The sequence below is a fragment of the Amycolatopsis eburnea genome (assembly GCF_003937945.1).
In the GTDB taxonomy this organism is placed as follows: Bacteria; Actinomycetota; Actinomycetes; order Mycobacteriales; family Pseudonocardiaceae; genus Amycolatopsis; species Amycolatopsis eburnea.
This window is the reverse complement of the sequence record NZ_RSEC01000058.1, coordinates 195848-215200: the sequence shown is the minus strand read 5'-3', so window position 1 is coordinate 215200 and position 19353 is coordinate 195848. Positions and strand designations below refer to the sequence as shown.

The 19353-nt window shown below is 71.1% G+C and carries 20 protein-coding genes and 1 tRNA gene; 6 read left to right on the top strand and 15 right to left on the bottom strand.

What is annotated here, in order from left to right; translation table 11 throughout:
- The first annotated feature begins 19 nt into the window (after positions 1-19).
- Positions 20-967: an Lrp/AsnC family transcriptional regulator gene (locus EIY87_RS26420; RefSeq protein WP_125312581.1), complete on the top strand. Its 948-nt coding sequence runs from the start codon at positions 20-22 to the stop codon at positions 965-967.
- A gap of 3 nt (positions 968-970) precedes the next feature.
- Here the strand turns inward: EIY87_RS26420 and EIY87_RS26415 are convergent, their stop codons facing one another.
- Positions 971-1603 (bottom strand): class I SAM-dependent methyltransferase, encoded by a 633-nt coding sequence (locus EIY87_RS26415; protein ID WP_125312580.1) that lies wholly within the window; start codon positions 1601-1603, stop codon positions 971-973.
- A gap of 44 nt (positions 1604-1647) precedes the next feature.
- Complete coding sequence (locus tag EIY87_RS26410) at positions 1648-1824, bottom strand: zf-HC2 domain-containing protein (RefSeq protein ID WP_125312579.1); 177 nt, start codon at positions 1822-1824, stop codon at positions 1648-1650.
- 314 nt (positions 1825-2138) lie between these two features.
- Between EIY87_RS26410 and EIY87_RS26405 the strand changes: the two genes are divergently transcribed.
- The gene (locus EIY87_RS26405; RefSeq protein ID WP_086861777.1) at positions 2139-2387 is read left to right on the top strand and encodes a hypothetical protein; all 249 of its coding nucleotides are present in this window, start codon (positions 2139-2141) and stop codon (positions 2385-2387) included.
- Positions 2388-2709: 322 nt separating this feature from the next.
- The gene (locus EIY87_RS26400; protein ID WP_125313530.1) at positions 2710-3729 is read left to right on the top strand and encodes a chitinase; all 1020 of its coding nucleotides are present in this window, start codon (positions 2710-2712) and stop codon (positions 3727-3729) included.
- A 21-nt stretch (positions 3730-3750) separates the two neighbouring features.
- On the opposite strand, the gene EIY87_RS26395 is transcribed toward EIY87_RS26400, so the two are convergent.
- From EIY87_RS26395 to EIY87_RS26375, 5 genes are all read right to left on the bottom strand, one after another.
- A complete protein-coding gene (locus tag EIY87_RS26395; RefSeq protein WP_125312578.1) occupies positions 3751-4497 on the bottom strand; it encodes a thioesterase II family protein in 747 nt (248 codons plus the stop codon).
- A gap of 134 nt (positions 4498-4631) precedes the next feature.
- Positions 4632-5462: a dioxygenase family protein gene (locus EIY87_RS26390; RefSeq protein WP_125312577.1), complete on the bottom strand. Its 831-nt coding sequence runs from the start codon at positions 5460-5462 to the stop codon at positions 4632-4634.
- Between the two features lie 79 nt (positions 5463-5541).
- Positions 5542-6438, bottom strand: coding sequence for a helix-turn-helix transcriptional regulator (locus EIY87_RS26385; RefSeq protein ID WP_191984273.1), 897 nt, complete (start codon positions 6436-6438; stop codon positions 5542-5544).
- 126 nt (positions 6439-6564) lie between these two features.
- Complete coding sequence (locus EIY87_RS26380) at positions 6565-7695, bottom strand: thioester domain-containing protein (protein ID WP_225440054.1); 1131 nt, start codon at positions 7693-7695, stop codon at positions 6565-6567.
- 273 nt (positions 7696-7968) lie between these two features.
- Positions 7969-8577 (bottom strand): TetR/AcrR family transcriptional regulator, encoded by a 609-nt coding sequence (locus EIY87_RS26375; RefSeq protein WP_125312575.1) that lies wholly within the window; start codon positions 8575-8577, stop codon positions 7969-7971.
- 66 nt (positions 8578-8643) lie between these two features.
- On the opposite strand from EIY87_RS26375, the gene EIY87_RS26370 reads away from it, so the two are divergent.
- Positions 8644-9864, top strand: coding sequence for a cytochrome P450 (locus tag EIY87_RS26370; protein WP_125312574.1), 1221 nt, complete (start codon positions 8644-8646; stop codon positions 9862-9864).
- 46 nt (positions 9865-9910) lie between these two features.
- Here the strand turns inward: EIY87_RS26370 and EIY87_RS26365 are convergent.
- From EIY87_RS26365 to EIY87_RS26355, 3 genes are all read right to left on the bottom strand, one after another.
- Positions 9911-9987, bottom strand: a tRNA-Leu gene (locus EIY87_RS26365).
- Positions 9988-10043: 56 nt separating this feature from the next.
- Positions 10044-12179 carry a hypothetical protein gene (locus EIY87_RS26360; RefSeq protein WP_225440053.1) on the bottom strand — a complete coding sequence of 712 codons (2136 nt, stop codon included), beginning with the start codon at positions 12177-12179 and terminating at the stop codon, positions 10044-10046.
- Entirely contained in the window at positions 12176-13048 is an 873-nt protein-coding gene (locus EIY87_RS26355; RefSeq protein WP_125312573.1) for a 5'-methylthioadenosine/S-adenosylhomocysteine nucleosidase family protein, read from the bottom strand. The genes EIY87_RS26360 and EIY87_RS26355 overlap by 4 nt, the downstream gene beginning before the upstream one ends.
- Positions 13049-13217: 169 nt before the next feature.
- Between EIY87_RS26355 and EIY87_RS26350 the strand changes: the two genes are divergently transcribed.
- Positions 13218-13928, top strand: a complete 711-nt coding sequence (locus tag EIY87_RS26350; protein ID WP_125312572.1) for an NUDIX hydrolase — start codon at positions 13218-13220, stop codon at positions 13926-13928.
- 3 nt (positions 13929-13931) lie between these two features.
- On the opposite strand, the gene EIY87_RS26345 is transcribed toward EIY87_RS26350, so the two are convergent.
- The 4 genes from EIY87_RS26345 to EIY87_RS26330 form a co-directional block, all read right to left on the bottom strand.
- Complete coding sequence (locus EIY87_RS26345; protein WP_125312571.1) at positions 13932-14429, bottom strand: hypothetical protein; 498 nt, start codon at positions 14427-14429, stop codon at positions 13932-13934.
- A 29-nt stretch (positions 14430-14458) separates the two neighbouring features.
- Complete coding sequence (locus tag EIY87_RS26340; protein WP_125312570.1) at positions 14459-15793, bottom strand: NAD(P)/FAD-dependent oxidoreductase; 1335 nt, start codon at positions 15791-15793, stop codon at positions 14459-14461.
- An 84-nt stretch (positions 15794-15877) separates the two neighbouring features.
- A complete protein-coding gene (locus EIY87_RS26335) occupies positions 15878-16561 on the bottom strand; it encodes a uracil-DNA glycosylase (RefSeq protein ID WP_125312569.1) in 684 nt (227 codons plus the stop codon).
- Positions 16558-17217: an endonuclease V gene (locus EIY87_RS26330; protein ID WP_125312568.1), complete on the bottom strand. Its 660-nt coding sequence runs from the start codon at positions 17215-17217 to the stop codon at positions 16558-16560. Before EIY87_RS26330 ends, EIY87_RS26335 begins: the two co-directional genes overlap by 4 nt.
- 32 nt (positions 17218-17249) lie before the next feature.
- Here EIY87_RS26330 and EIY87_RS26325 point away from each other — a divergent pair, with 32 nt between their 5' ends.
- Complete coding sequence (locus EIY87_RS26325) at positions 17250-18743, top strand: S10 family peptidase (RefSeq protein WP_125312567.1); 1494 nt, start codon at positions 17250-17252, stop codon at positions 18741-18743.
- A 64-nt stretch (positions 18744-18807) separates the two neighbouring features.
- Here EIY87_RS26325 and EIY87_RS26320 read toward each other — a convergent pair whose 3' ends face one another.
- The gene (locus EIY87_RS26320; protein WP_125312566.1) at positions 18808-19233 is read right to left on the bottom strand and encodes a hypothetical protein; all 426 of its coding nucleotides are present in this window, start codon (positions 19231-19233) and stop codon (positions 18808-18810) included.
- Positions 19234-19353: the final 120 nt, after the last annotated feature.

The following is a 19353-nucleotide window of genomic DNA, read 5'->3' as shown; positions in this document are numbered from 1 at the left end:
TCCAGGCAAGACCCCTAAAATGACGGATATGGACGACCTCGACCGCGCGCTGATCCACGCGCTGCACGTCGACGGGCGGGCGCCGTTCACGAAGATCGGGGACGTCCTCGGCGTCTCGACGCAGACCGTGGCGCGGCGCTATCGGCGGCTTCGCGCCGAGGCGTCTCTACGCGTCGTCGGGTTGCCGGATCCGCAACGCGCCGGGCAGGCCGAGTGGATGGTCCGGCTGATCGCGACGCCGCACGCCGCGCAAGACCTCGCGCACGCGCTCGCGCGCCGCGCGGACACCGCGTGGATCAAGCTCATGTCCGGCGGTACCGAAATCTGCGTCAACGTCCAGACGCCCGCCGCCAGCGACCATTCGCTGCTGCTGCGGGACATCCCGCGCACGGCGAGCGTCACGGCGGTGTCGGCGCACCAGCTGCTGCACCGCTACTTCGGTGGCCCGAACGCGTGGCTCGGCCGGGCGAACGCGCTCGACGCCGCGCAGGTCTCGGCGTTGACGCCGCCGTCGCCGGGCGGGGGCAAGCCGCTGACCGGGGACGATGCCGCGTTGCTGGCCGCGCTGCAGCGGGACGGCCGTGCGAGCCTCGCCGAGCTGGCCACCGCGACGGGCTGGTCGGCGGCGACCGTCGCGCGCCGGCTGGCCGACCTCCAGGCCGGGGGCACGGTGTTCTTCGACCTGGAGATCGACCCGGCGCTGCTGGACGCGACGACGCAGGCGCTGCTCTGGATGGCCGTCGCGCCGGCGCGGCTCGACCACGTCGCGAGGACGCTCGCGACGCACGAAGAACTCGCGCTCGTCGCCGCGACGACCGGCCCGGCCAACCTGGTCGCGCTGGCCCTCTGCCCGGACGCGGCCGCGCTGCACCGCTACCTGACCCACCGGCTGGGCGCGCTCGACGCGATCCGGACGCTGGAGACCGCGCCCGTGCTGCGGACAATCAAGGCCGCCGCGTCCCGCTGAAGCTCACTCCGGTTTCCGCGCCAGCACCCTCCCCTGCGGCACCCGGGCCGCCGGATCGCGCAGCACCTGCGTGACGACTTCGAACCCGGCGCCGGTCACCAGCTCGCAGACCCGCTCCACGGGCAGCCAGTAGATGTCGAGCGAGAACCCCTCCTTGCCGTAGCCGTCACTGCGGTGGTGCCGCTTGTCGCCGACGTGGAACCCCAGCTGCAAGTAGCCGCCCGGGCGCAGCACCCGGAACAGCTCGGCGCACACCGCAGGCAGCCGCGACGGCGGCGTGTGGATGATCGAGTACCACGCCACCGCACCCGCGAGACCACCGTCCGGCAGGTCGAGCGCCAGCAGCGAGCCCACGGAAAACCGCAGGCCGGGGTGCTCGCGGCGGGCGACGGCGAGCATCTCCGGCGACAAGTCGACACCGACGACGTCCAGGCCCGCTTCGGCCAGGAACGCCGTCACGCGACCCGTGCCGCAGCCGAGGTCGGCGACCGGGCCGTCGCGCACCAAGTCGGCGAACGCCGTGAACAGCCCGCGGTCTTGGACGTCTTCGGCCAGCGGCGGCACGAACTCGTCGTAGCTCTCGGCCACGATCGCGTACGTGTGCCGGGTCGGGTTCAGGAACTGGTCGTCAGTCACGTGCCGGACCGTACCGGCGGGCACCGACAATTCCCGGCAGAGTCCTAAGTGGACTTCGCTTGGACGAGGTGGTCGAGCAGGCCGCGGACGGCCTCGAACTCGCGCACCTCCCGGCGGCAGTCCTGGCACGCCGCCAGGTGCCGCTCCACGCGCGCCGCCTCGGCGGTCTCGAGCAACCCCAGGCTGTAGGCCCCGAGGTCGGTCCGGTCGTACCGGCCCATGGATCGCGTCTCCGTTTCCGCGTCCCGCGAAGGAACACCCGTACTACCGGACGTCTCCAGGGTCCTGGCCGGGACGCGCGACCGGCGAGGTTCCCCCGTTTTCCACCCGATCGGCGGACAACTGCAGTAGGCATCCGCGCCGTGTGAGTGAAAAGCGGTCACGGTACCGACCGGTCACGACACGGAAAGCGTTTGTGCGCGGAACTTCGCCGATTCCGCGTCATGGCTCCCCGACTGCGTCGTCCGACCTGCGTCGGACCCGGATTTTCCGGCTCCGACCTGGGTAAGCAGGGCGATCCGAAACGAGGAGAGCGATGACCGTACGGAGCCACCGGGCGGACGACGTCGTGGACGAGGTCGGGGTGTGGCTGGCCGGGGAGTTCGCGGGGCGGCTCCCCGCCTCGGAGATCGACCGCGTCGTCAAGGTGACGCGGGTCGACCTCGAAGGGAGCATCGCGCCGGAGGAGCTCGGGGAGATGCTCCACCGGCTGGGCCGCGCGCGGCTGCAGCGCATCCTGCAGTTCGCGCCGGCCGCACAGGTGCGGATCCCGCAAGCGCGGTGACGAGGGGACGGCCGGGCCCGGGCCCGGCCACTCCCCCGCGAAGCACGTGATCCCGCGGTGAAGAACCGGCTCCGAGACCGCGTCCGGAGCCGGGGCGGAGCGGACGTTCGCGCAGACCCGTTGCCCGGATCGCCGGGTTTCTTGACTGGACTAGACCAATCTGCTCTAGTGACCGGTGTCACCCTCGTCTCGGCCGGATGAGCACACCCCTCCGACACCGGGCGCCCCCGCGTCCGGACTCCGTCGTGGCCGAAGGAGTGAGCCAGTCTTGAGAAGACGTCTTGTCGCGGTCCTGTCCGCGTTCGCCGCCGCAGCCGGGCTCGTGCTCGGCGTGCCCGCCGCCACCGGGCAGGCCCCGCGGGCCGCGGCCGCCGCCTGCAGCGCGCCCAACTGGGTCGCCGGCCAGTGGTACGACGTGGGCGCGGTCGTCAAGTACACCAACGGCGGCTACTACCGCGCCAAGAACGCCAACCCGGGCTACGACCCCGTCATCAGCACCTGGTACTGGGAGCCCTACAGCTGTGACGGCGGGGGCGGCGGCACCACCTGCAGCTACCCGAACTGGGTCGCGGGCCAGTGGTACGACGTCGGTGCGATCGTCAAGTACACCAACGGCGGCTACTACCGCGCCAAGAACGCCAACCCGGGCTACGACCCGATCATCAGCACCTGGTACTGGGAGCCGTACAACTGCGGCGGCGGCACCAACCCGGGCAACCCCGGCTCGTTCGTCGTCAGCGAGGCGCAGTTCAACCAGATATTCCCCGGCCGCAACAGCTTCTACAGCTACAGCGGCCTGACCGCGGCCCTCTCGGCGTACCCCGGCTTCGCGAACACGGGCAGCGACACCGTGAAGAAGCAGGAAGCCGCCGCGTTCCTCGCGAACGTCAACCACGAAACCGGCGGCCTCGTCTACATCGTCGAGCAGAACACCGCCAACTACCCGCACTACTGCGACGCGAGCCAGTCCTACGGCTGCCCGGCCGGCCAGGCCGCCTACTACGGCCGCGGCCCCATCCAGCTCAGCTGGAACTTCAACTACAAGGCCGCCGGCGACGCACTCGGCATCGACCTGCTCGGCAACCCCTGGCAGGTCGAGCAGAACTCCGCGATCGCGTGGAAGACCGGGCTCTGGTACTGGAACACCCAGACCGGCCCCGGCACGATGACCCCGCACAACGCGATGGTCAACCAGCGCGGCTTCGGCGAAACCATCCGCAGCATCAACGGCTCGATCGAGTGCAACGGCGGCAACCCCGCCCAGGTCGAGAGCCGGGTCTCGAAGTACCGCCAGATCGCGTCGGTCCTCGGCGTCGACCCGGGCGCGAACCTGTACTGCTGACCCCGGGGGCGGCCGGCTCGCTCAGCGGGCGAGCCGGTCGCCGATCAGCCGGATGACCGCCGGGGCGTGGTCGTTGAGGTAGAAGTGCCCGCCCGGGTAGGTGTGCAGCTCGAACCCGCCGGACGTGCGCTCCGCCCACTGCCGCGCCTCGTCCTCGGTGACCTTCGGGTCGCGGTCGCCGATCAGGGCCACCACCGGGCAGCTCACGTCCGGGCCCGGGCGGTAGCGGTAGAGCTCGGCGGCCTTGTAGTCGCTGCGCAGCGCGGGCAGCACCATGCGGAGGATCTCGTCGTCCTCCAGCACCCGCGAATCGGTGCCGCTGAGCCGCTTGACCTCGGCCAGCAGCTCGTCGTCGTCCTTCTCGTGGACCCGCTCGTCGCGGAACGCCGAAGGCGCGCGCCGTCCGGACGCGAACAGGGCGAGCAGCCGCGTGCCGCGCTCCTCGAGCCGTCGCGCGACCTCGAACGCCAGGCTGGCGCCCATGCTGTGGCCGAAGAACGCGACCGGCCCGCCGAGCTCCGCGGCCAGCACGTCGGCCAGCCGGTCGGCGAGCACGAACAAGTCGTCCACCGGCGCTTCGGCGTACCGGTCCTGGCGGCCGGGGTACTGCACGGCCAGTACCTCCACCGACGGCGCCAGCGCGGCCGACACGGGGTGGAAGTAGCTCGCCGATCCCCCGGCGTGCGGGAAGCACACCAGCCGCGCCGGCGCGGCCGGCGCCGGGTGGAAGCGCCGGATCCACTCCGCGGCTTCGATGGAAATGCTCATGCTCGCCAATCTGGCAGGCGAACCGTCCCGCGTCGACCCCTAACGGCGGATTCTGGGGGGTCGGCGGGCCCCGGTGTGCGGACCGGGACCCGCCGGTTCTTCCCTCCCTCCTCAGGAGCACCTCTGACGGGAGGTCACCCGGCCCGCCACAGGGCCGGGACGTTCGGGGGTTCCCAGCCCGGCTGGGCGGTGTGCCCCTGCAGGCACACGTACCCCTGCCCGCCGTAGGTGACCCGGGCACCCGCCGCGTAACTGGTGCCCACCGCCCAGGTGGTGCCCCCGGGTGGCGTGGAGGTCGGCCCGCCCGTCGTCGACGTCGGCGGGGTCGGGGTGCCGGTCTGCGGCACGTTGAGCACGAAGTCGAACGCCGCCTCCTTCGCGGAACCGTTGTCGCGCACGGTCATCAGCAGCCGCGCGTCGAAGATCGTGTCGGTGTTGTTGCGCGGCTCGTTGGGGAAGTAGAGCTGCGTGGTCAGGATCGGCCGGCCGGGGGCCTGCACCTTGACGTGGATGTGCCGCGTCCGGCCCGGGTAGAGGCCGGGCACGATCGTGGACAGCGTGAACGCGCCCTGTGCGTTGGTGTACTGGTGCCCGCGGAAGGTGTAGCCGACGTTGTCGTACGCGCCGTTGACGTCCGCCTGCCAGAAGTCCAGCAGAGCGCGGCTGACCGGCTGGCACGCGAGACCGAAGACGTACCCGGTCACGGTGAGCCGGGTGCCCTGGGTGCCGGGCGTGACGAGGTTGGTCCGCTCGGGCGAGTTCGGCTTGAAGTACGGGCCTTCGGTCTGCTCGATCGTCGGCTCGTCGCCGTCGTGGCATTCGGGAGTCAGCGCCGGGACGGCGCCGTTGGCGACGGTGGTGCGGGCGAGCGCGGGGCCGCCGATCAGCGCGACCGGCGCGGCGACGCCCGCCGCGAGCGCGGCCTTGAGCACCGTCTTGCGGCTGAGCTTGTTCTCTTCGTCCATGCCTTGCTCCTCGTGGGGGCGTCGGGGATCCCCTCGAACGTAGGCAGCCCACCGGCCGGGCGACGATGGACTGGACCGGTCAGTCGTGGTGAATCTCCCCGCCGCGCCGGAAGTCGCCGGGGCTCAGCCCGGTTTCCCGGCGGAAGAACCGGCAGAAGTAGGCCGGATCGGCGAACCCGACGCGGCTCGCGACCTGCCGCACGGTGAGGTCCGTCCGGAGCAGGAACCGTTGCGCCTCCCGGATCCGGGCTTCGCGCAGCAGCTGCGCGGCGGTGCGGCCGGTCGCCGCCTTCACGGCTTCGGTGAGGTGGCCGGGGGTGACGCCGATGCGTTCGGCGTGCGCGGTCACCGACCACAGCCCGAGCTCGGTGCGGGCGGCGAGCCGGGCGAACTCCGCCGCCACCGCGCCGGCGGGCGCGGGCGGCGCTTCTGGCGTCCCCGGCAGCCGTGCCGCGCGCACGACGAGGACGTGCAGCAGCGCGCGCAGCACCGACTCGGTGTCGTCGCCACCGCGCCGGTATTCGTCCTCCAGATCGGCGATCAGCCTGGTGACACCGGCGTTCGCGCGTGCGTCCAGTTCCAGCCACGGCCGCGCGCTCAGCCGGCGCAGCAGCTCGCGGTCGGCCGGGTAGTCGAGGAGGAAGTCGTCGGTGAACACGACGACGTGCCCGTCGAGGCCGCGGACGTCCGCCCACTGGTGCACCTGGCCCGGCGCGATGAAGCCGAGGTGCGGCGGCCGCAGCGGCCAGCGCGCCAGCTCGACGACGTGCGCGCCGGTGCCGCCGGTGACGTGCACGAGCTCGTGGAAGGTGTGCCGGTGCGGGAACTCCGCGCGCGACAGCGGTCCGAGCGCGTCGAACGTGCCGACGGCGATCGGGGGCGCGTGCGGGGCCGGCACCTCCAGCCGGTGCATCGGCAGTTCGCCCGCCCGCGGCGTCGGACAGGGCGTGCCCAGCGGAACGGTGGTACCGCGCATGGCCGAAAAGTCTAGACCAATTACGGGGTGATTCGTCTGGTTGTACCCCGATGATCGCAATCCGAACGTCGGGGAAACGAAACGGGGCCGGTCCACTGTGGACCGGCCCCGTTCGCGGGGTCTTGCCTACGCGCGGCTGCGGCGCCGGTTGAGCAGCAGCATCAGCGCGCCGCCGCCCAGCAGCAGGCCGCCGACACCGAACGGAACCGCGGCGTCGACACCGGTGTTGGCCAGGTCGCCGCCACCGGACTGGGCGCCACCCGGGGTGGTCGGCGCCGGGCTGGTGGCCGGGGCGCCCGCCTCGGTCCAGCTCGCGGCCGCCTTCGCGGTCACCTGGGTCTTCTCCGAGTCGGCGACGATCAGCGACTGCGCCGGCTTCTTGGCGTAGTTGTCGGCGACGAACAGGCGGCCGGTGTCCAGCTCGCCGGTGACCTTGAGCGAGAACGAGCCGTTGCCCGGCTTCGCGTCCGCCGGGACGTCGACGAACAGCTTGCTGCCGTCCTTGACGTCGGTGGACTTCAGCTCCTTGCCGTCGGCGTCGGTGACCTTGACGCCGTCGGGCAGCTCGGTGCTCAGCGACGTGATGTCACCGGAGGTGGCGACGCTGAACGGGCCGATCTTGGTGCCCGCGGCACCTTCGGTCTTGTCCGCGGCGATGTTCAGGGTCGGCTTCGGCTGCTGCGCGATGCCCTTGTTCTCGTCACCGGTCAGGTAGCCGTACAGCGCGGCGACGTCGGCGTTGGTCTCGGCCGGGTTGTTCTCGGCCAGCGGCTTCGTGAGGTTCAGGTTCACGCCGTCGCTGAAGTGCCACACGGCGGCCTGCGTCGCGGCGATGGCCTCGCGCTCGGAGATGCCGTCGTTGACCTTGACGCCGGCCTTCGACAGCGTGCTGCCCAGCGCGTCCAGCCCGACACCCGGGTAGCCGTGGTGCAGCACCCAGTTGATCTTCGCGCTGTTCTTCTCGAAGGGCGAGTTCTCGGCGGGGTACTTGTTCCACGGGCGCTCGACCATGTCGACGTCGGTGCGCATGCCGACGGTGATCTGCACGCAGTAGAGCTTGAGCGTGCTGCCGTCGGACAGCTTCAGCGAGAACAGCTTGGTGATGTAGTCGCCGCCGCCGTCGAGGTTGAGCCGGTAGCCGACGGTACCGGCGTTTTCGCTGACCCGGCCGCGCGCCGCGCCGTCGTCCGCGAGGGCCGACGGGGCGCCGACCATGACCGCGGCGGCCGCGGCGAGCACCGCGATCCCGCCACGCACGAGAGTGGACCTGACCTGCATAAATCTCCTATCCGAGCCCGAACCACGACGTGGGGGCCGCGCAGAGGACAGACGTCGATCGCTGCGGCCACCGATTCGGGTGAGTGATCACCCGGTCAAGCGAGTCCGGAGCTTACACAGACCGCACAAGTACTACTCAGGGTGCCCCCTTAAACACGAATGTGCCCGAATGGCCGCGAAAGCTGCCTTGAAAAAGGCAGCTCACAGTGTTCTTTCCGGCCCCGGCGGCGACCCGGCGTCGATTCATCGCCGTTACCCCGAACGGCGCAACCCCGAAGCCATCCGGCCGATGACCGCCGCGTATTCCGCCTTCAGCCGCGCTTTGTCCACATCGGACGCTTCGGCCAGCGCCATCCCGGCCGTGCCGAGCATGCCGAACACCAGCCGGGTCGTGGTTTCCAGCGGCTGGCCGTCGAGGTCGCCGTCGTCCACCAGCGCCTTGATCAGCTGCTCGACGAGGCCGTACGCGAACTGCTCCTCGGCCGCCTGCCAGCGCAGCCAGCCGAGGGCGATCGGGGCTTCCTGCCAGACCAGCCTGCCGTACACCGGGTCGCAGCAGCGGTCGAGGAACGCGTCGAGCGCGGCGAAGGCCGCCGCCCAAGGGTCGTCCGCGCCGGCCGCCGCGGCCGCGGACAGTTCCATCGCCTCGGTTTCGAGCTGCTCGAACACCGCCTCGAAGAGCGCCGTCTTGTTCGCGAAGTGGTGGTAGATCGCGCCGCGCGTCGCCTGGATGTCGGTGGCAATGTCCTCCAGCGCCGTGCCGCCGAAGCCGTGTTCGGCGAAGCGGCGGGTGGCCGCCGACAGCAGAGCGGCCCGCGTGGCCTCGGAGTACTGCTCCCGCCGGCTCTTGACGGTCGACATGCGCAGAGCATACGACATACACTGTGTATGTCACCGACACGGCGTAGGTATCTCTGGGGGTTTGCGATGACGAACACCGACGAGCTGCTCTTCAACCCGTTCGCGCCAGGGTTCTTCGAAGACCCGTACACGCAGTACAAGCTGCTTCGCGACGAGGATCCGGTGCAGAGCCACCCACTGGGTTTCTGGTTCGTCTCGCGCTACGAAGACGTCTCGGCGCTGCTGCGCGCCGGGCTCTCGGTGGAGATGCGGAACCTGGCCGAGGGCCCGTTCCTCGACCAGCAGGCCGCGCTGACCCCGGACGGCGAACCCGGCGCGCTGAACCTGTCGATGCTCGACCGCGACCCGCCCGACCACACCCGCCTGCGTTCGCTCGTGACGAAGGTGTTCACCCGCCGCGCGGTCGCGGCGCTCGAACCGCAGATCGCCGCGCTGGTCGACGCCGCGTTGGATCGGATGGCCGAGAAGGGCACGTCGGACCTGGTCGAGGAACTGGCGTTCCCGCTGCCGTTCGCGGTGATTTCGGCGATGCTCGGCATGCCGCCGACCGACCACGCGCGCATCCGCGAGCTGAGCGGAACCCTGGTGCGCTCCCTGGAGATCGTGGCCGACGACGACACGATGCGGGCGATCGCGGCGGCGGACGCGGAGCTGTCGGCGATCACCCGTTCGGTGATCGAGTGGAAGCGCGACCACCCGGCCGACGACCTCCTCACGGCGCTGATCGCGGCGGAGCACGACGGCCAGGTCCTCGACGGCGACGAGCTGGTGGCCCAGGTGGTCCTGCTGTACGTGGCCGGGCACGAGACGACGGTCAACCTGATCGCCAACGGCGTGAACGCGTTGCTGCGGAACCCGGACCAGCTCGCGCTGCTGCGTTCCCGGCCCGAGCTGGCGCCGAACGCGGTGGAGGAGTTCCTGCGGTACGACTCGCCGGTGCAGCAGACCCGGCGGATCACGACTTCGCCGTATTCGGTGGCGGGCAAGGAAATCCCGCCGGGCACGTTCGTGCTGGCCTGCCTGGCTTCGGCCAACCGCGACGAGCGGTTCTTCGGCCCGGACGCGGCGGACCTGCGCCTGGACCGCGCGGAGGCCCGCCACCAGGTGTCCTTCGGCGCCGGACCCCACCACTGCCTGGGCGCGGCGCTGGCCCGGCTGGAGGGTCAGGTGGCGATCAGCCGGCTGGTGCGGCGGTTCCCGGACCTGGAGTTCGCGGGGAAGCTGGAGTGGAACGGCCGGATCAACCTGCGCGGCCCGGCGAAGTTCCCGGTGACCGTCCGGGGTTGAGCGTCGCACGCGCCTCGGCGATCTCCGTCCCGCTGACCTGGGTGGATGGTGCCCCCGACGGGACTCGAACCCGCACTGAGTCGATTTTAAGTCGACTGCCTCTGCCGATTGGGCTACGGGGGCACCACACACTCTAGGTCACGCGCTCGGTTCACCGGTGAACACGGCGAAGTCCTCCCCTACACCTCGACGACGCCACCGTCGAGGAGACCCGGGCCGCGCTCGCGGCGCCAGTCCTCCGAGCGGCGGCGGCGCCGCTCTTGTTCGCGCGTGATCCAGTCGCGCCCTTCCGCGGACACCGCCTCCAGGACGTGCAGGGCGCCCGCGATTCCGGAGACCTCGAGCGCGATGCGCTGGAGCGCCGTCTCGCTCTCGAGGCTGGTGTCGGTGAGGCCGTCGAAGCTCTCCGCCACCACCGAAATCTGCTCGCCGCTGATCAGGCTGAGCCGCAACGCGCGCCGGCGCAGGGATTCCGACTGCAGGAGCGTTGCCTGGTCGCCGCTGAGGATCTGGTAGCGCCAGCCGTCGGCGTAGCGGATGCCCACTTCGGCCACGCGCGCGGCGGCCAGCGAGGTGTACTGGAACGACGTCCGCTGCTCGTTGTGCACGTTCCCGGTGAGGAAGTCGAGTTCGACCTCGATCTCGCGCACGCCGCTTTCGGACAGCAGGAAGATCAGCACGACGTACCGCGAGTACCGCATCGGGCCGTGGATGACCCGCGCCCGCAGCGCGTTCGCCGCGCCCTCGGTCAGCACCACGTGCGTGACCAGGTCGCGGTTGCTCAGCCCGTGCCGGCGCAGCGCCTCGGTCTTCAGGAACGTCTTGTCCAGGTCGAGCCAGCGGGCCATTTCCGCGTCGTCCGGCCGGTCGCGCAGGACCGCGAGCCACTCCGCGTAGCCCTGCTCCTCTTCCGCGAGCAGCTCCCGGCCGCGCAGCTCTTCCTCGGCGCGGTGCCGCCGCTCCGCCACGATCTTGATGGCGCCGTTCACCGCGAAGAACCCGCCCAGCGCCAGGAAGACCGCCGCCACGGCGAAGCCGCTCTGCCCGCCCAGCATCAAGAGCGCGCCGAAGATCGCCGTGCCGAGGCCGATCCGGTGGACGGCGACCGCCGTGCCCGACGGCCGCAGCTCCTGCCGGTAGGCGAACAACGTCCCGGCGCGCCACTGCGCCGCCGCCCGCTTCGCGTGCCACCGGATGAGCCAGTCGACGGCGTTGGCCTCGACCTGCGCGTTCCCGAACAGCGCCACGAAACGCCACTTGTAGTACTCGCAGAGCCCCTTGGTGTCGTTCAGCCAGCTGCCCTCGACGTGCGGGCGCGCGTCCCAGAACCGGGCCTCCACCAGCTTGTGGATCTGCTGGACGAAGTCCGTCCGCACCCAGTGGCCCGGCGACGCGGCCGCCTGGTACTGCAACGGGATCCCGTGCTCGCGGTCGCGCTGCACGAGCCGGCGCAGGGCCAGTTCCCGCTCCGCGCCACCCCAGAACGCGGCCGCGACGCCGGCCGCGAAGAGCAGCAGCGCGGGGATGGCGATCCCGGGCCGGCCACTGCCGAAGCCGCCGAGGAAGACGACCAGGCCGAGCAGCACGCCGAGGCCGCCGAGCACCGGCTTCGCCCACTCCGACGCCGAAAGCGCCGTCGCCTGGGTGGTGAAGTACCGCGGCGCCGCCGGGTCCGGCTCGAAGAACTTCCACGCCCGGCCCGCGCGGTCCGGCTGCAGCCGTTCCTCGCGGACGCGCTGCGCGTCCTCGGCGTCGAGGCTGTCCTGCAGCGCACCGCCGAGGACCATCGCGAGGTGCCGGGTGATCTCGCCCTGCCGGTCCTTGGGCAGCTCGCGGAAGTTCGAGAGCGCTTTCGCGAGGTCGGCCGCGTCGAGCGTCTCGCCGATTTCCTGCCGCCACACGCAGGAGATCAGCTCCCACACGACGTTGAGCGCGGTGCGCCAGCCGTCGTGCGGGAACCGGCGCGCGGTCACGTCGGCGGCACGGAACCGCAGGTAGACGTCGTCGCCGATCTCGTTGAGCGAACGGTCGCTGAGCACCGAGAGGGCGTAGTAGTAGGCGAGCCGCGTCGACGCGTCGCCGTGGTGCAGGAGGTCCTGGAAGATCGACTCCGCCATCCGGGACGTGCCGCCCTGCAGGTGGTTGAGCGCCACTTCGAACTTCCGCTCCGGAGGGTCCGACTCGTGGATGTTGTAGATCGTCTCGTTGCGGTGGAAGGTGCCCCCGAAGATCGCGCCCACCTGCTGCTCGACGTGCGCCTGACCGCTCGCCTCGTTGGTGTTGTGCATTCCCGGGAACCCTTGGGGGAACGTCATTTCCGGTCTCCTCGCTGCGGCCCGACGGTCAAGTCCCCGTACACGGCGCCGATCTGCTGGCCCACCCGCGCGTGGCCGGTGGCGACGTTCTGGTTGCTGAACCCGCGCGGCTCCCGCGCCGGCTCGGCGGTGGCTTCCGCGTCCTCGTCGTCGATCTCGGCGATGAGCGCTTCGGCGAAGGCGGCCGCGTTGCCGGCCGCGACGGGCTGCCACCCGGCCCCGTCGGTGACTTCCTTGGCGCCGCCCGCGTGGTCGCTGACGCCGCGGACGCTGATCGCCGGGAGGTCGTCGTTGAGGTGGCCGGCCAGCGCGAAGCCGGCGCTCTCCATTTCGACCGCGACGGCGTCGGCGTAGTGCTCGTGCAGCCACCGCGCGACCTCGGACGTCCGCGAGTCGAGCACGACTTCGCCCGAGGCAACGGGCTCGAAGTGGACACCGGGACGGCCGTCCGGCGGCACGGCCGCGCACCATTCGCCCGCGCGCCCTACCGACCGGGCGAGCTCCAGCAGCCGGTGCGACGGCGCCCACGCCTGCGGGCGGCTCCGCATGCCGTCGTCCGTGCTGCGACCGCCGTGGTAGCCGTAGACCTTGGTCGCCACGACGACGTCGCCGAGCCTGGTCCAGTCGCGGAGCCCGCCCGCGACGCCGACGAACACCATCGCGGCCGGCGAGAACTCCGCCACGGCGCGTTCGGCGATGGCGGCGGCCGGGGCGTTGCCCGCCCCCACCAGCCCGAGGGCGACCCGGCGCCGGCCGAGCTGCCCGACGTGGAACAACGTGCCGGCCCGGTGCGCGCGGACCGCGGCGCCGGTCATCCGGTCGAGCACGGCGGACCGTTCGACCTCCAGCGCGGTCAGGACGACGATCACGCGATCACCACTTCCCCGCGTTCCACCATGGCGTTTCCTCCCTCGTTGCGATTTGCCGGGTGCAAAGTAGTCCTGACGGACCGTTCTCGTCAACGAGACGAATATTGACCGCCCGCTACACTGTGCACTATGGACAGTTCCGTCGTGATCGCTTCCCCGGTTGTCGAACATGCCTGAACCCGAGGAGTGGACGATCCCCGAGGTAGCGCTCGCCGTCGACCTCGCCGTCTTGACGATCCACGACGGTTCCCTGCAGATCATGTTGATCAGGCGGGGAATTCCCCCGTACGAGGGGATGCTCGCGCTCCCCGGCGGCTTCCTCGCCTCCACGTCCGAGGACCTCGACCGCGCCGCCACTCGTGAGCTGTCCGAAGAAACGGGTCTCGACGCGAATGCGTTACACCTGGAGCAGCTGCGCACGTACGGCGCACCCGGACGAGACCCCCGGCAGCGCGTGATCACCGTTTGCTACGTCGCGTTCTCCCCCCAGCTCCCGGCCCCCATCGCGGGCGGCGACGCGCGCGACGCCGTGCTGATGCCGGTCGAGAAGGTGCTCCGCCCCCGGACGCAGATCGCCTTCGACCACAAGAAGATCATCGCCGACGCGGTGGAGCGCGCCCGCGCCAAGCTGGAGTACACGACGCTCGCGGCGGCGTTCTGCGCGCCGGAGTTCACGATGACGGACCTGAGGGAGGTTTACGAGATCGTCTGGGGTGAGCAGCTCGACCCGCGCAACTTCCACCGGAAGATCACCGGTGTCGAGGGGTTTTTGATCCCGACCGGGGAGCGCGTTTCGCGGCAGCCGGGGCGGCCGGCGGCGTTGTACCGGCGGGGGCCGGCGACCGTGCTGCACCCGGCTATGCTGCGCGGCCGGTCGTAATCGTCAGCTTGACAACAATGGGATGGAGAGGGTGATCTGCCCGCCGGGATGGTCGACGGCCAGGGTGAGAAGGCGTGCTTGCTCCGGTGGACCTGGTTCGAACGTGCGCCTCTCGGCGAACAGGGCATGCGACCCCGAGCCACCCCCGCTTCCGCCTCGGTACTGGGTTCCGGCGTCATCCCACCCGCGCCAGCGCACACCCGGTCCGAACCGTTCCCGCATCCGGCGCGCATCGATGCCGACGTGCGCGAGGTTCAGCACGAGGAAGGTCGACCACGCCTCGATGCCCGCTCGCTTCGCCACAACCTCGCCACTGCTCGTAGCCGAGGCTTCCTGTCGAACGACCGTGAGCCGACCGGACCGCCGCAGAGTCTCGTCGAGGTCGGCGAGGATCTGCTCGGCTTCCGCCTGACGAAGCGCTCCCGCGGCCACCAGTCCGATCGCCACCCCGCGGATCTCGAACCGGAAGGCAACCGCTGAAACGCCGAAGACCTCCCGCACCAAAACGGGAGGCCTTCGAAAGCGAACCGTCAGGACTTCGAAACCCGCGCGAACTCGTCCTTCGGGTTGTTGATCTGCCCCAGCGAAATCACCTCACGCCGGAACAACCCGCCGAGGATCCAGTCGAACAGGATGCGGATCTTGCGGTTCCAGGTCGGCATCGCCTTGAGGTGGTACGCGCGGTGGAAGAGCCACGCCGGGAAGCCCTTGATCTTCAGGTTCAGCGCGTCGGCCACGCCCTTGTGCAGGCCCAGGCTGGCGACCGCGCCGAGGTTCTTGTGGTAGTAGTCCTTCGGCTTGCCGCCGCGGATCACCTTGATGATGTTCTTCGCCAGCAGGGTTGCCTGGCGGACCGCGTGCTGCGCGTTCGGCGGGCAGGTCGCCGTCGGGTCCTCTTCGGTGCGCGAGAGGTCCGGGATCGCCGCGTTGTCGCCCGCGGTCCAGACGTCCGGGTGGCCGACGACCTGCATGGCGGCCGTCGCCTCGACGCGGCCGCGCTTGTCGAGGGGGAGGTCCGAGTTGGCCAGGACCGGGTTGGCCTTCACGCCCGCGGTCCAGATCAGCGTGTCGGTGTCGAACTCCGTGCCGTCCGAAAGCACGACGTGGCCGTTTTCGAACGACTTCGCCGCGGTCGAGAGGTAGACCTCGATGCCGCGCTTCTCCAGCTGCTCGACCGTGTACACGCCCAGGGTCTCGCGGACCTCGGGCAGGATGCGCCCGGCGGCCTCGACGAGCACCCAGCGGACGTCGGACGGCTGGATGTTCGGGTAGTAGTTCTCCACCGCGAAGCGGGTCATGTCCTCGAGCTCGGCCAGCGCCTCGATGCCGGCGAAGCCGCCGCCGACGACGGTGAAGGTCAGCAGGCGCTTGCGCAGCTCGGGGTCGAGCGTGCTGGCGGCCTCGTCGAGCTTGGTCATGATGTGGTTGCGCAGGTAGATCGCCTCGCCGATGGTCTTGAAGGCGATGCCCTCTTCGACCAGGCCGGGGATCGGCAGGATGCGCGCGACGGCGCCGAGCGCGACCACGAGGACGTCGTAGCCCAGCTGCTCGATGTGGCCGTCGGCTGCCTCGACCGTGACCGACTTCTTGTCGTTCTCGATCTTGGTGACGCGCGCGGTCAGCACGTGGCAGCGCTTCAGCACCCGCCGCAGCGGCACGACCACGTGCCGGGGCTCGATCGCGCCGGCCGCGGCCTCCGGGAGGAACGGCGCGTAGGTCATGTGGGGCTGCGGGTCAACGACGGTCACGGAGGCCTCGTTGGCCCGGAGCATCTTCTGGAGGCCGTACGCCGTGTAGAGCCCGACGTACCCACCACCGAGGACGAGGATCCGAGTCGGTTCCGACTTCGACTTCGCAGCAGCCATGTCCTCATGGTGACACCTTCGCGGGCGGCCCGCTCGGGGACCCCATCCGGCTGTGACCAGCGTCGCGGCGGTTTCCGTAACGATTCAGTCGTGGCCCGTCACCGAGGTCGCGGCGCGGAACACGGCCGCCACCATGTCGTGGGTCACGCGGTGTGTCTGGACATTGCGCGGCGAGACGTGGTAACAGCCGAAAACACGCAGGTCGCCCAGCTTCAGGACGGCGCCGTGGGCGAACGCCGGCCGCGGCTGCGGGACCGGCCAGCCGGCCGCGGCGAGCACGGGCAGTAACGCCTGCCAGCCGAACGCGCCGAGCACCACGATCGAGCGCAGTGTCGGACGTAACAGCGTCAGCTCCTCCGCGAGCCACGGACGGCACGTGTCGCGCTCGGCCGGCGTCGGCTTGTTCTCCGGCGGGGCGCAGCGCACCGGCGAGACGAGGCGCGTGCCGTACAGCTCCAGGCCGTCGCCGATGCGCTCGGACGTCGGCTGGGACGCGAGCCCGACCTCGTGCAGCACCCGGAAGAGGAAGTCACCCGACGGGTCGCCGGTGAACATGCGGCCGGTGCGGTTCGCGCCGTGCGCCGACGGCGCCAGGCCGACGACCGCGAGCGACGCGTCGGGCGGCCCGAAGCCCGGCACCGGGCGGGCCCAGTACTCCTCGTCCCGGAACGCGGCCTTCGTGCCCGCGACGCCTTCGCGCCAGGTCACCAGCCGCGGGCAGGCCCGGCAGCCGGAGACAGCCGCGTCCAGCTCGGCGAGCGACCTCATCGCAGCGCCGCCCGGGACAGCCGGTCGGCCCGGCGGGTCGTCTCGGGCAGGCGGTAGCGCGGGGTCAGCGCCAGGGTCAGCCGGCAGGCGTGGGCCAGGCCGATCCGGTGCCCGGCCGAGACGTACACCGGTTTGACGCCGTCCCGCGTCCGCAGCACCGCGCCGACCTCCTCCCCGGCGTCGACCAGCGGCACCGACGCCCCGCGGGCGGGCCCGAGCGGCTCGTGGGTGCCGACGAACCGCGTCTTGCCGACGCCGAACGCGGGCCGCCCGGTCAGCACGCCGAGGTGGCAGGCCAGGCCGAAGCGCCGCGGGTGGGCGAGGCCGTGGCCGTCGCAGACCAGGACGTCCGGCTCGCGTTCCAGGTCCGAGAGGGCGGCCAGCAGCGGTGGCAGCTCGCGGAAGGCGAACAGGCCCGGCTCGTACGGGAAGACGGCCTTCGCGCGGTGCGTCCGCTCCTCGACCACGGTGAGCCCGGCGGTCTCCAGGGTGACGACCGCCGCGGCGATGCCGTCGTCCTCGTCGTAGGCGACGTCGAGACCGGTCACCGTCGGCGGCAGCTCCGGCAGGTCGTCGGTGAGCTCGACCCGCCCGCGCAGCGCTTCCTGGACGGCGAGGGCCTCCTCGGCCGTCGACGGCCAGTCCCCGGTGTGCACCAAGTCACCCTGCCACAACTAAGTTGGGGGCCATGGCGGACACGACCCCCGAAGAGGCTCCCGAGCAGAAGGCGCCGGAAACCACGGAGATCCCGGCCGAGCCAACCGACGACATCGTCACGACCAAGCACACGCTCACCGTGAAGCGCAAGAAGCTCGCGTACACGGCGAAGGCGGGCCGGGTCGTGCTCCGCAAGGAGGTCTTCAAGGACGGCAAGTCGGAGGGCTTCAAGGCGAAGGCCGAGGTGTTCGTCACCTCCTACACCCTCGACGACGCCGACCCGGGCACGCGGCCGGTGACGTTCGCCTTCAACGGCGGTCCCGGCTCGTCGAGCATCTGGCTGCACCTGGGCCTGCTGGGCCCGCGCCGGGTGCTGTCCGGCGACGTCGACGACCTGGAGCCGCCGCCGTACGGGCTGGCCGACAACCCCGAGACGCTGCTGGCGCACAGCGACCTGGTGTTCATCGACCCGGTGTCGACCGGCTACTCGCGGGTCGCGGGCGGCGAGGAGACCAAGGACTTCCACGGGTACCAGGGCGACATCGAGTCGGTCGGCGAGATCGTCCGGCTGTGGGTGTCACGGCACCAGCGCTGGCTGTCGCCGAAGTTCCTGGCCGGCGAGTCGTACGGCACGCTGCGCGCCGCCGGGCTGGCCGCGCACCTGCAGGACCGGCACGGGCTCTACCTGAACGGCCTGCTGCTCATCTCGTCCGTGCTCGACCTGGGCACGCTGCAGTTCACCGAGGGCAACGACCTGCCGTACTCGCTGTACGTGCCGACGTACGCGGCGATCGCGCACTACCACGGCCTGCACGGCGACCGCCCGCTCGACGACGTCCTGGCCGACGCCGAGGACTTCGCGGCGAAGGAGCTGCCGTGGGCGCTCGCCCGCGGCGCGCGGCTGTCGACGCAGGACCGGGCCGAGGCGGTGGCCACGCTGGCGTCGCTGACCGGGCTCACCGAGTCCTACGTGGACCGGGTGAACCTGCGGATCGAGCACGTCCGGTTCTTCACCGAGCTGCTGCGCGACCGCGGCCTGACGGTCGGCCGGATGGACGGCCGCTTCACGACGTGGGAGCCGGACGGCGGCCGCGAGCACATGAGCGACGACCCGTCGATCTCCCGCGTGGTCGGCGCCTACGCGGCGGCGTTCAACCACTACGTGCGGGCGGAGCTCGGGTACGAGAACGACCTGCCGTACGAGATCATCCACGAGGACACGTTCAAGGCCTGGTCGTACAAGGAGTTCGAGGGCCGCTCGGTGTCGGTGGCCGATTCGCTGGGCGCGGCGATGCGCGCGAACCCGCACCTGCGCGTCCACGTGGCGTTCGGCCACTACGACGGCGCGACGGCGTACTTCGCGGCCGAGCACGTGCTGGCCCACCTGCAGATCCCGGAGGAACTGCGCGACAACATCGACACGGCGTACTACCCGGCCGGGCACATGATGTACATCCACGAGCCGAGCCGGGTGCAGCAGTCGAAGGACCTGGCGAAGTTCGTCAAGAAGGCGTCGAACCGCTGACGTAGCGCCGACCAGCGGGTCGACCAGAACGGGAACGGTCCGGAGCGGCAGTCCGTCACGCCGCTCACCGGGCCTGCGTTCCGTAGTGGCCGGGCGGCAGGCGGTGGCGCCGGACCTCGATCAGCGCGCAGCTGTGGACCGCCACCCCGAGGACGGAGTACGCGGCGCCGATCACCAGCGCCGCGGCCCAGGCCACCGGGTGAACGCCGATCCCCGCGCACAGGACCGCGCTGCCGGCGAACGTCGTGGCCACCGCGGCCAGGTACCACCAGCCCACCTGGCCCGCCGCCGGCCGCGCACCCGCCGGAACCACCCGGACGGCGGCGCGATCGGCATCGCGGACCCGGCGCCACCGCAGCAGTGGATGAGCGACGACGAACGCGGTGAAGACCAGGAACCGGGCGAGCACCGGGACCTGCGGCAACACGGCAAAGGCCCAGACCACGCCGGACAGCACGCTGTAGACCGGGAAGGACCACGTGGCCAGCACCCGGGGCCCCGACGCGCAGCGCGAGCAGCGGCGCCGGCTCGTCCACCTCGGCGCCGTGCCGGGCCAGCCACATCCGCGCGCCCTGTCTCTCGGCGAGCGTCGTCCGCACTGTTGTCACCA

Coding starts and splice junctions, on each gene's coding strand:
- EIY87_RS26375 (WP_125312575.1), bottom strand. CDS start 8,577: ATGTCGACCGTCAAGAGCCGGCGGGAGCAGTACTCCGAGGCCACGCGG.
- EIY87_RS26395 (WP_125312578.1), bottom strand. CDS start 4,497: ATGAGCATTTCCATCGAAGCCGCGGAGTGGATCCGGCGCTTCCACCCG.
- EIY87_RS26370 (WP_125312574.1), top strand. CDS start 8,644: ATGACGAACACCGACGAGCTGCTCTTCAACCCGTTCGCGCCAGGGTTC.
- EIY87_RS26325 (WP_125312567.1), top strand. CDS start 17,250: ATGGCGGACACGACCCCCGAAGAGGCTCCCGAGCAGAAGGCGCCGGAA.
- EIY87_RS26360 (WP_225440053.1), bottom strand. CDS start 12,179: ATGACGTTCCCCCAAGGGTTCCCGGGAATGCACAACACCAACGAGGCG.
- EIY87_RS26390 (WP_125312577.1), bottom strand. CDS start 5,462: ATGGACGAAGAGAACAAGCTCAGCCGCAAGACGGTGCTCAAGGCCGCG.
- EIY87_RS26340 (WP_125312570.1), bottom strand. CDS start 15,793: ATGGCTGCTGCGAAGTCGAAGTCGGAACCGACTCGGATCCTCGTCCTC.
- EIY87_RS26350 (WP_125312572.1), top strand. CDS start 13,218: ATGCCTGAACCCGAGGAGTGGACGATCCCCGAGGTAGCGCTCGCCGTC.
- EIY87_RS26410 (WP_125312579.1), bottom strand. CDS start 1,824: ATGGGCCGGTACGACCGGACCGACCTCGGGGCCTACAGCCTGGGGTTG.
- EIY87_RS26385 (WP_191984273.1), bottom strand. CDS start 6,438: ATGCGCGGTACCACCGTTCCGCTGGGCACGCCCTGTCCGACGCCGCGG.
- EIY87_RS26420 (WP_125312581.1), top strand. CDS start 20: ATGACGGATATGGACGACCTCGACCGCGCGCTGATCCACGCGCTGCAC.
- EIY87_RS26405 (WP_086861777.1), top strand. CDS start 2,139: ATGACCGTACGGAGCCACCGGGCGGACGACGTCGTGGACGAGGTCGGG.
- EIY87_RS26335 (WP_125312569.1), bottom strand. CDS start 16,561: ATGAGGTCGCTCGCCGAGCTGGACGCGGCTGTCTCCGGCTGCCGGGCC.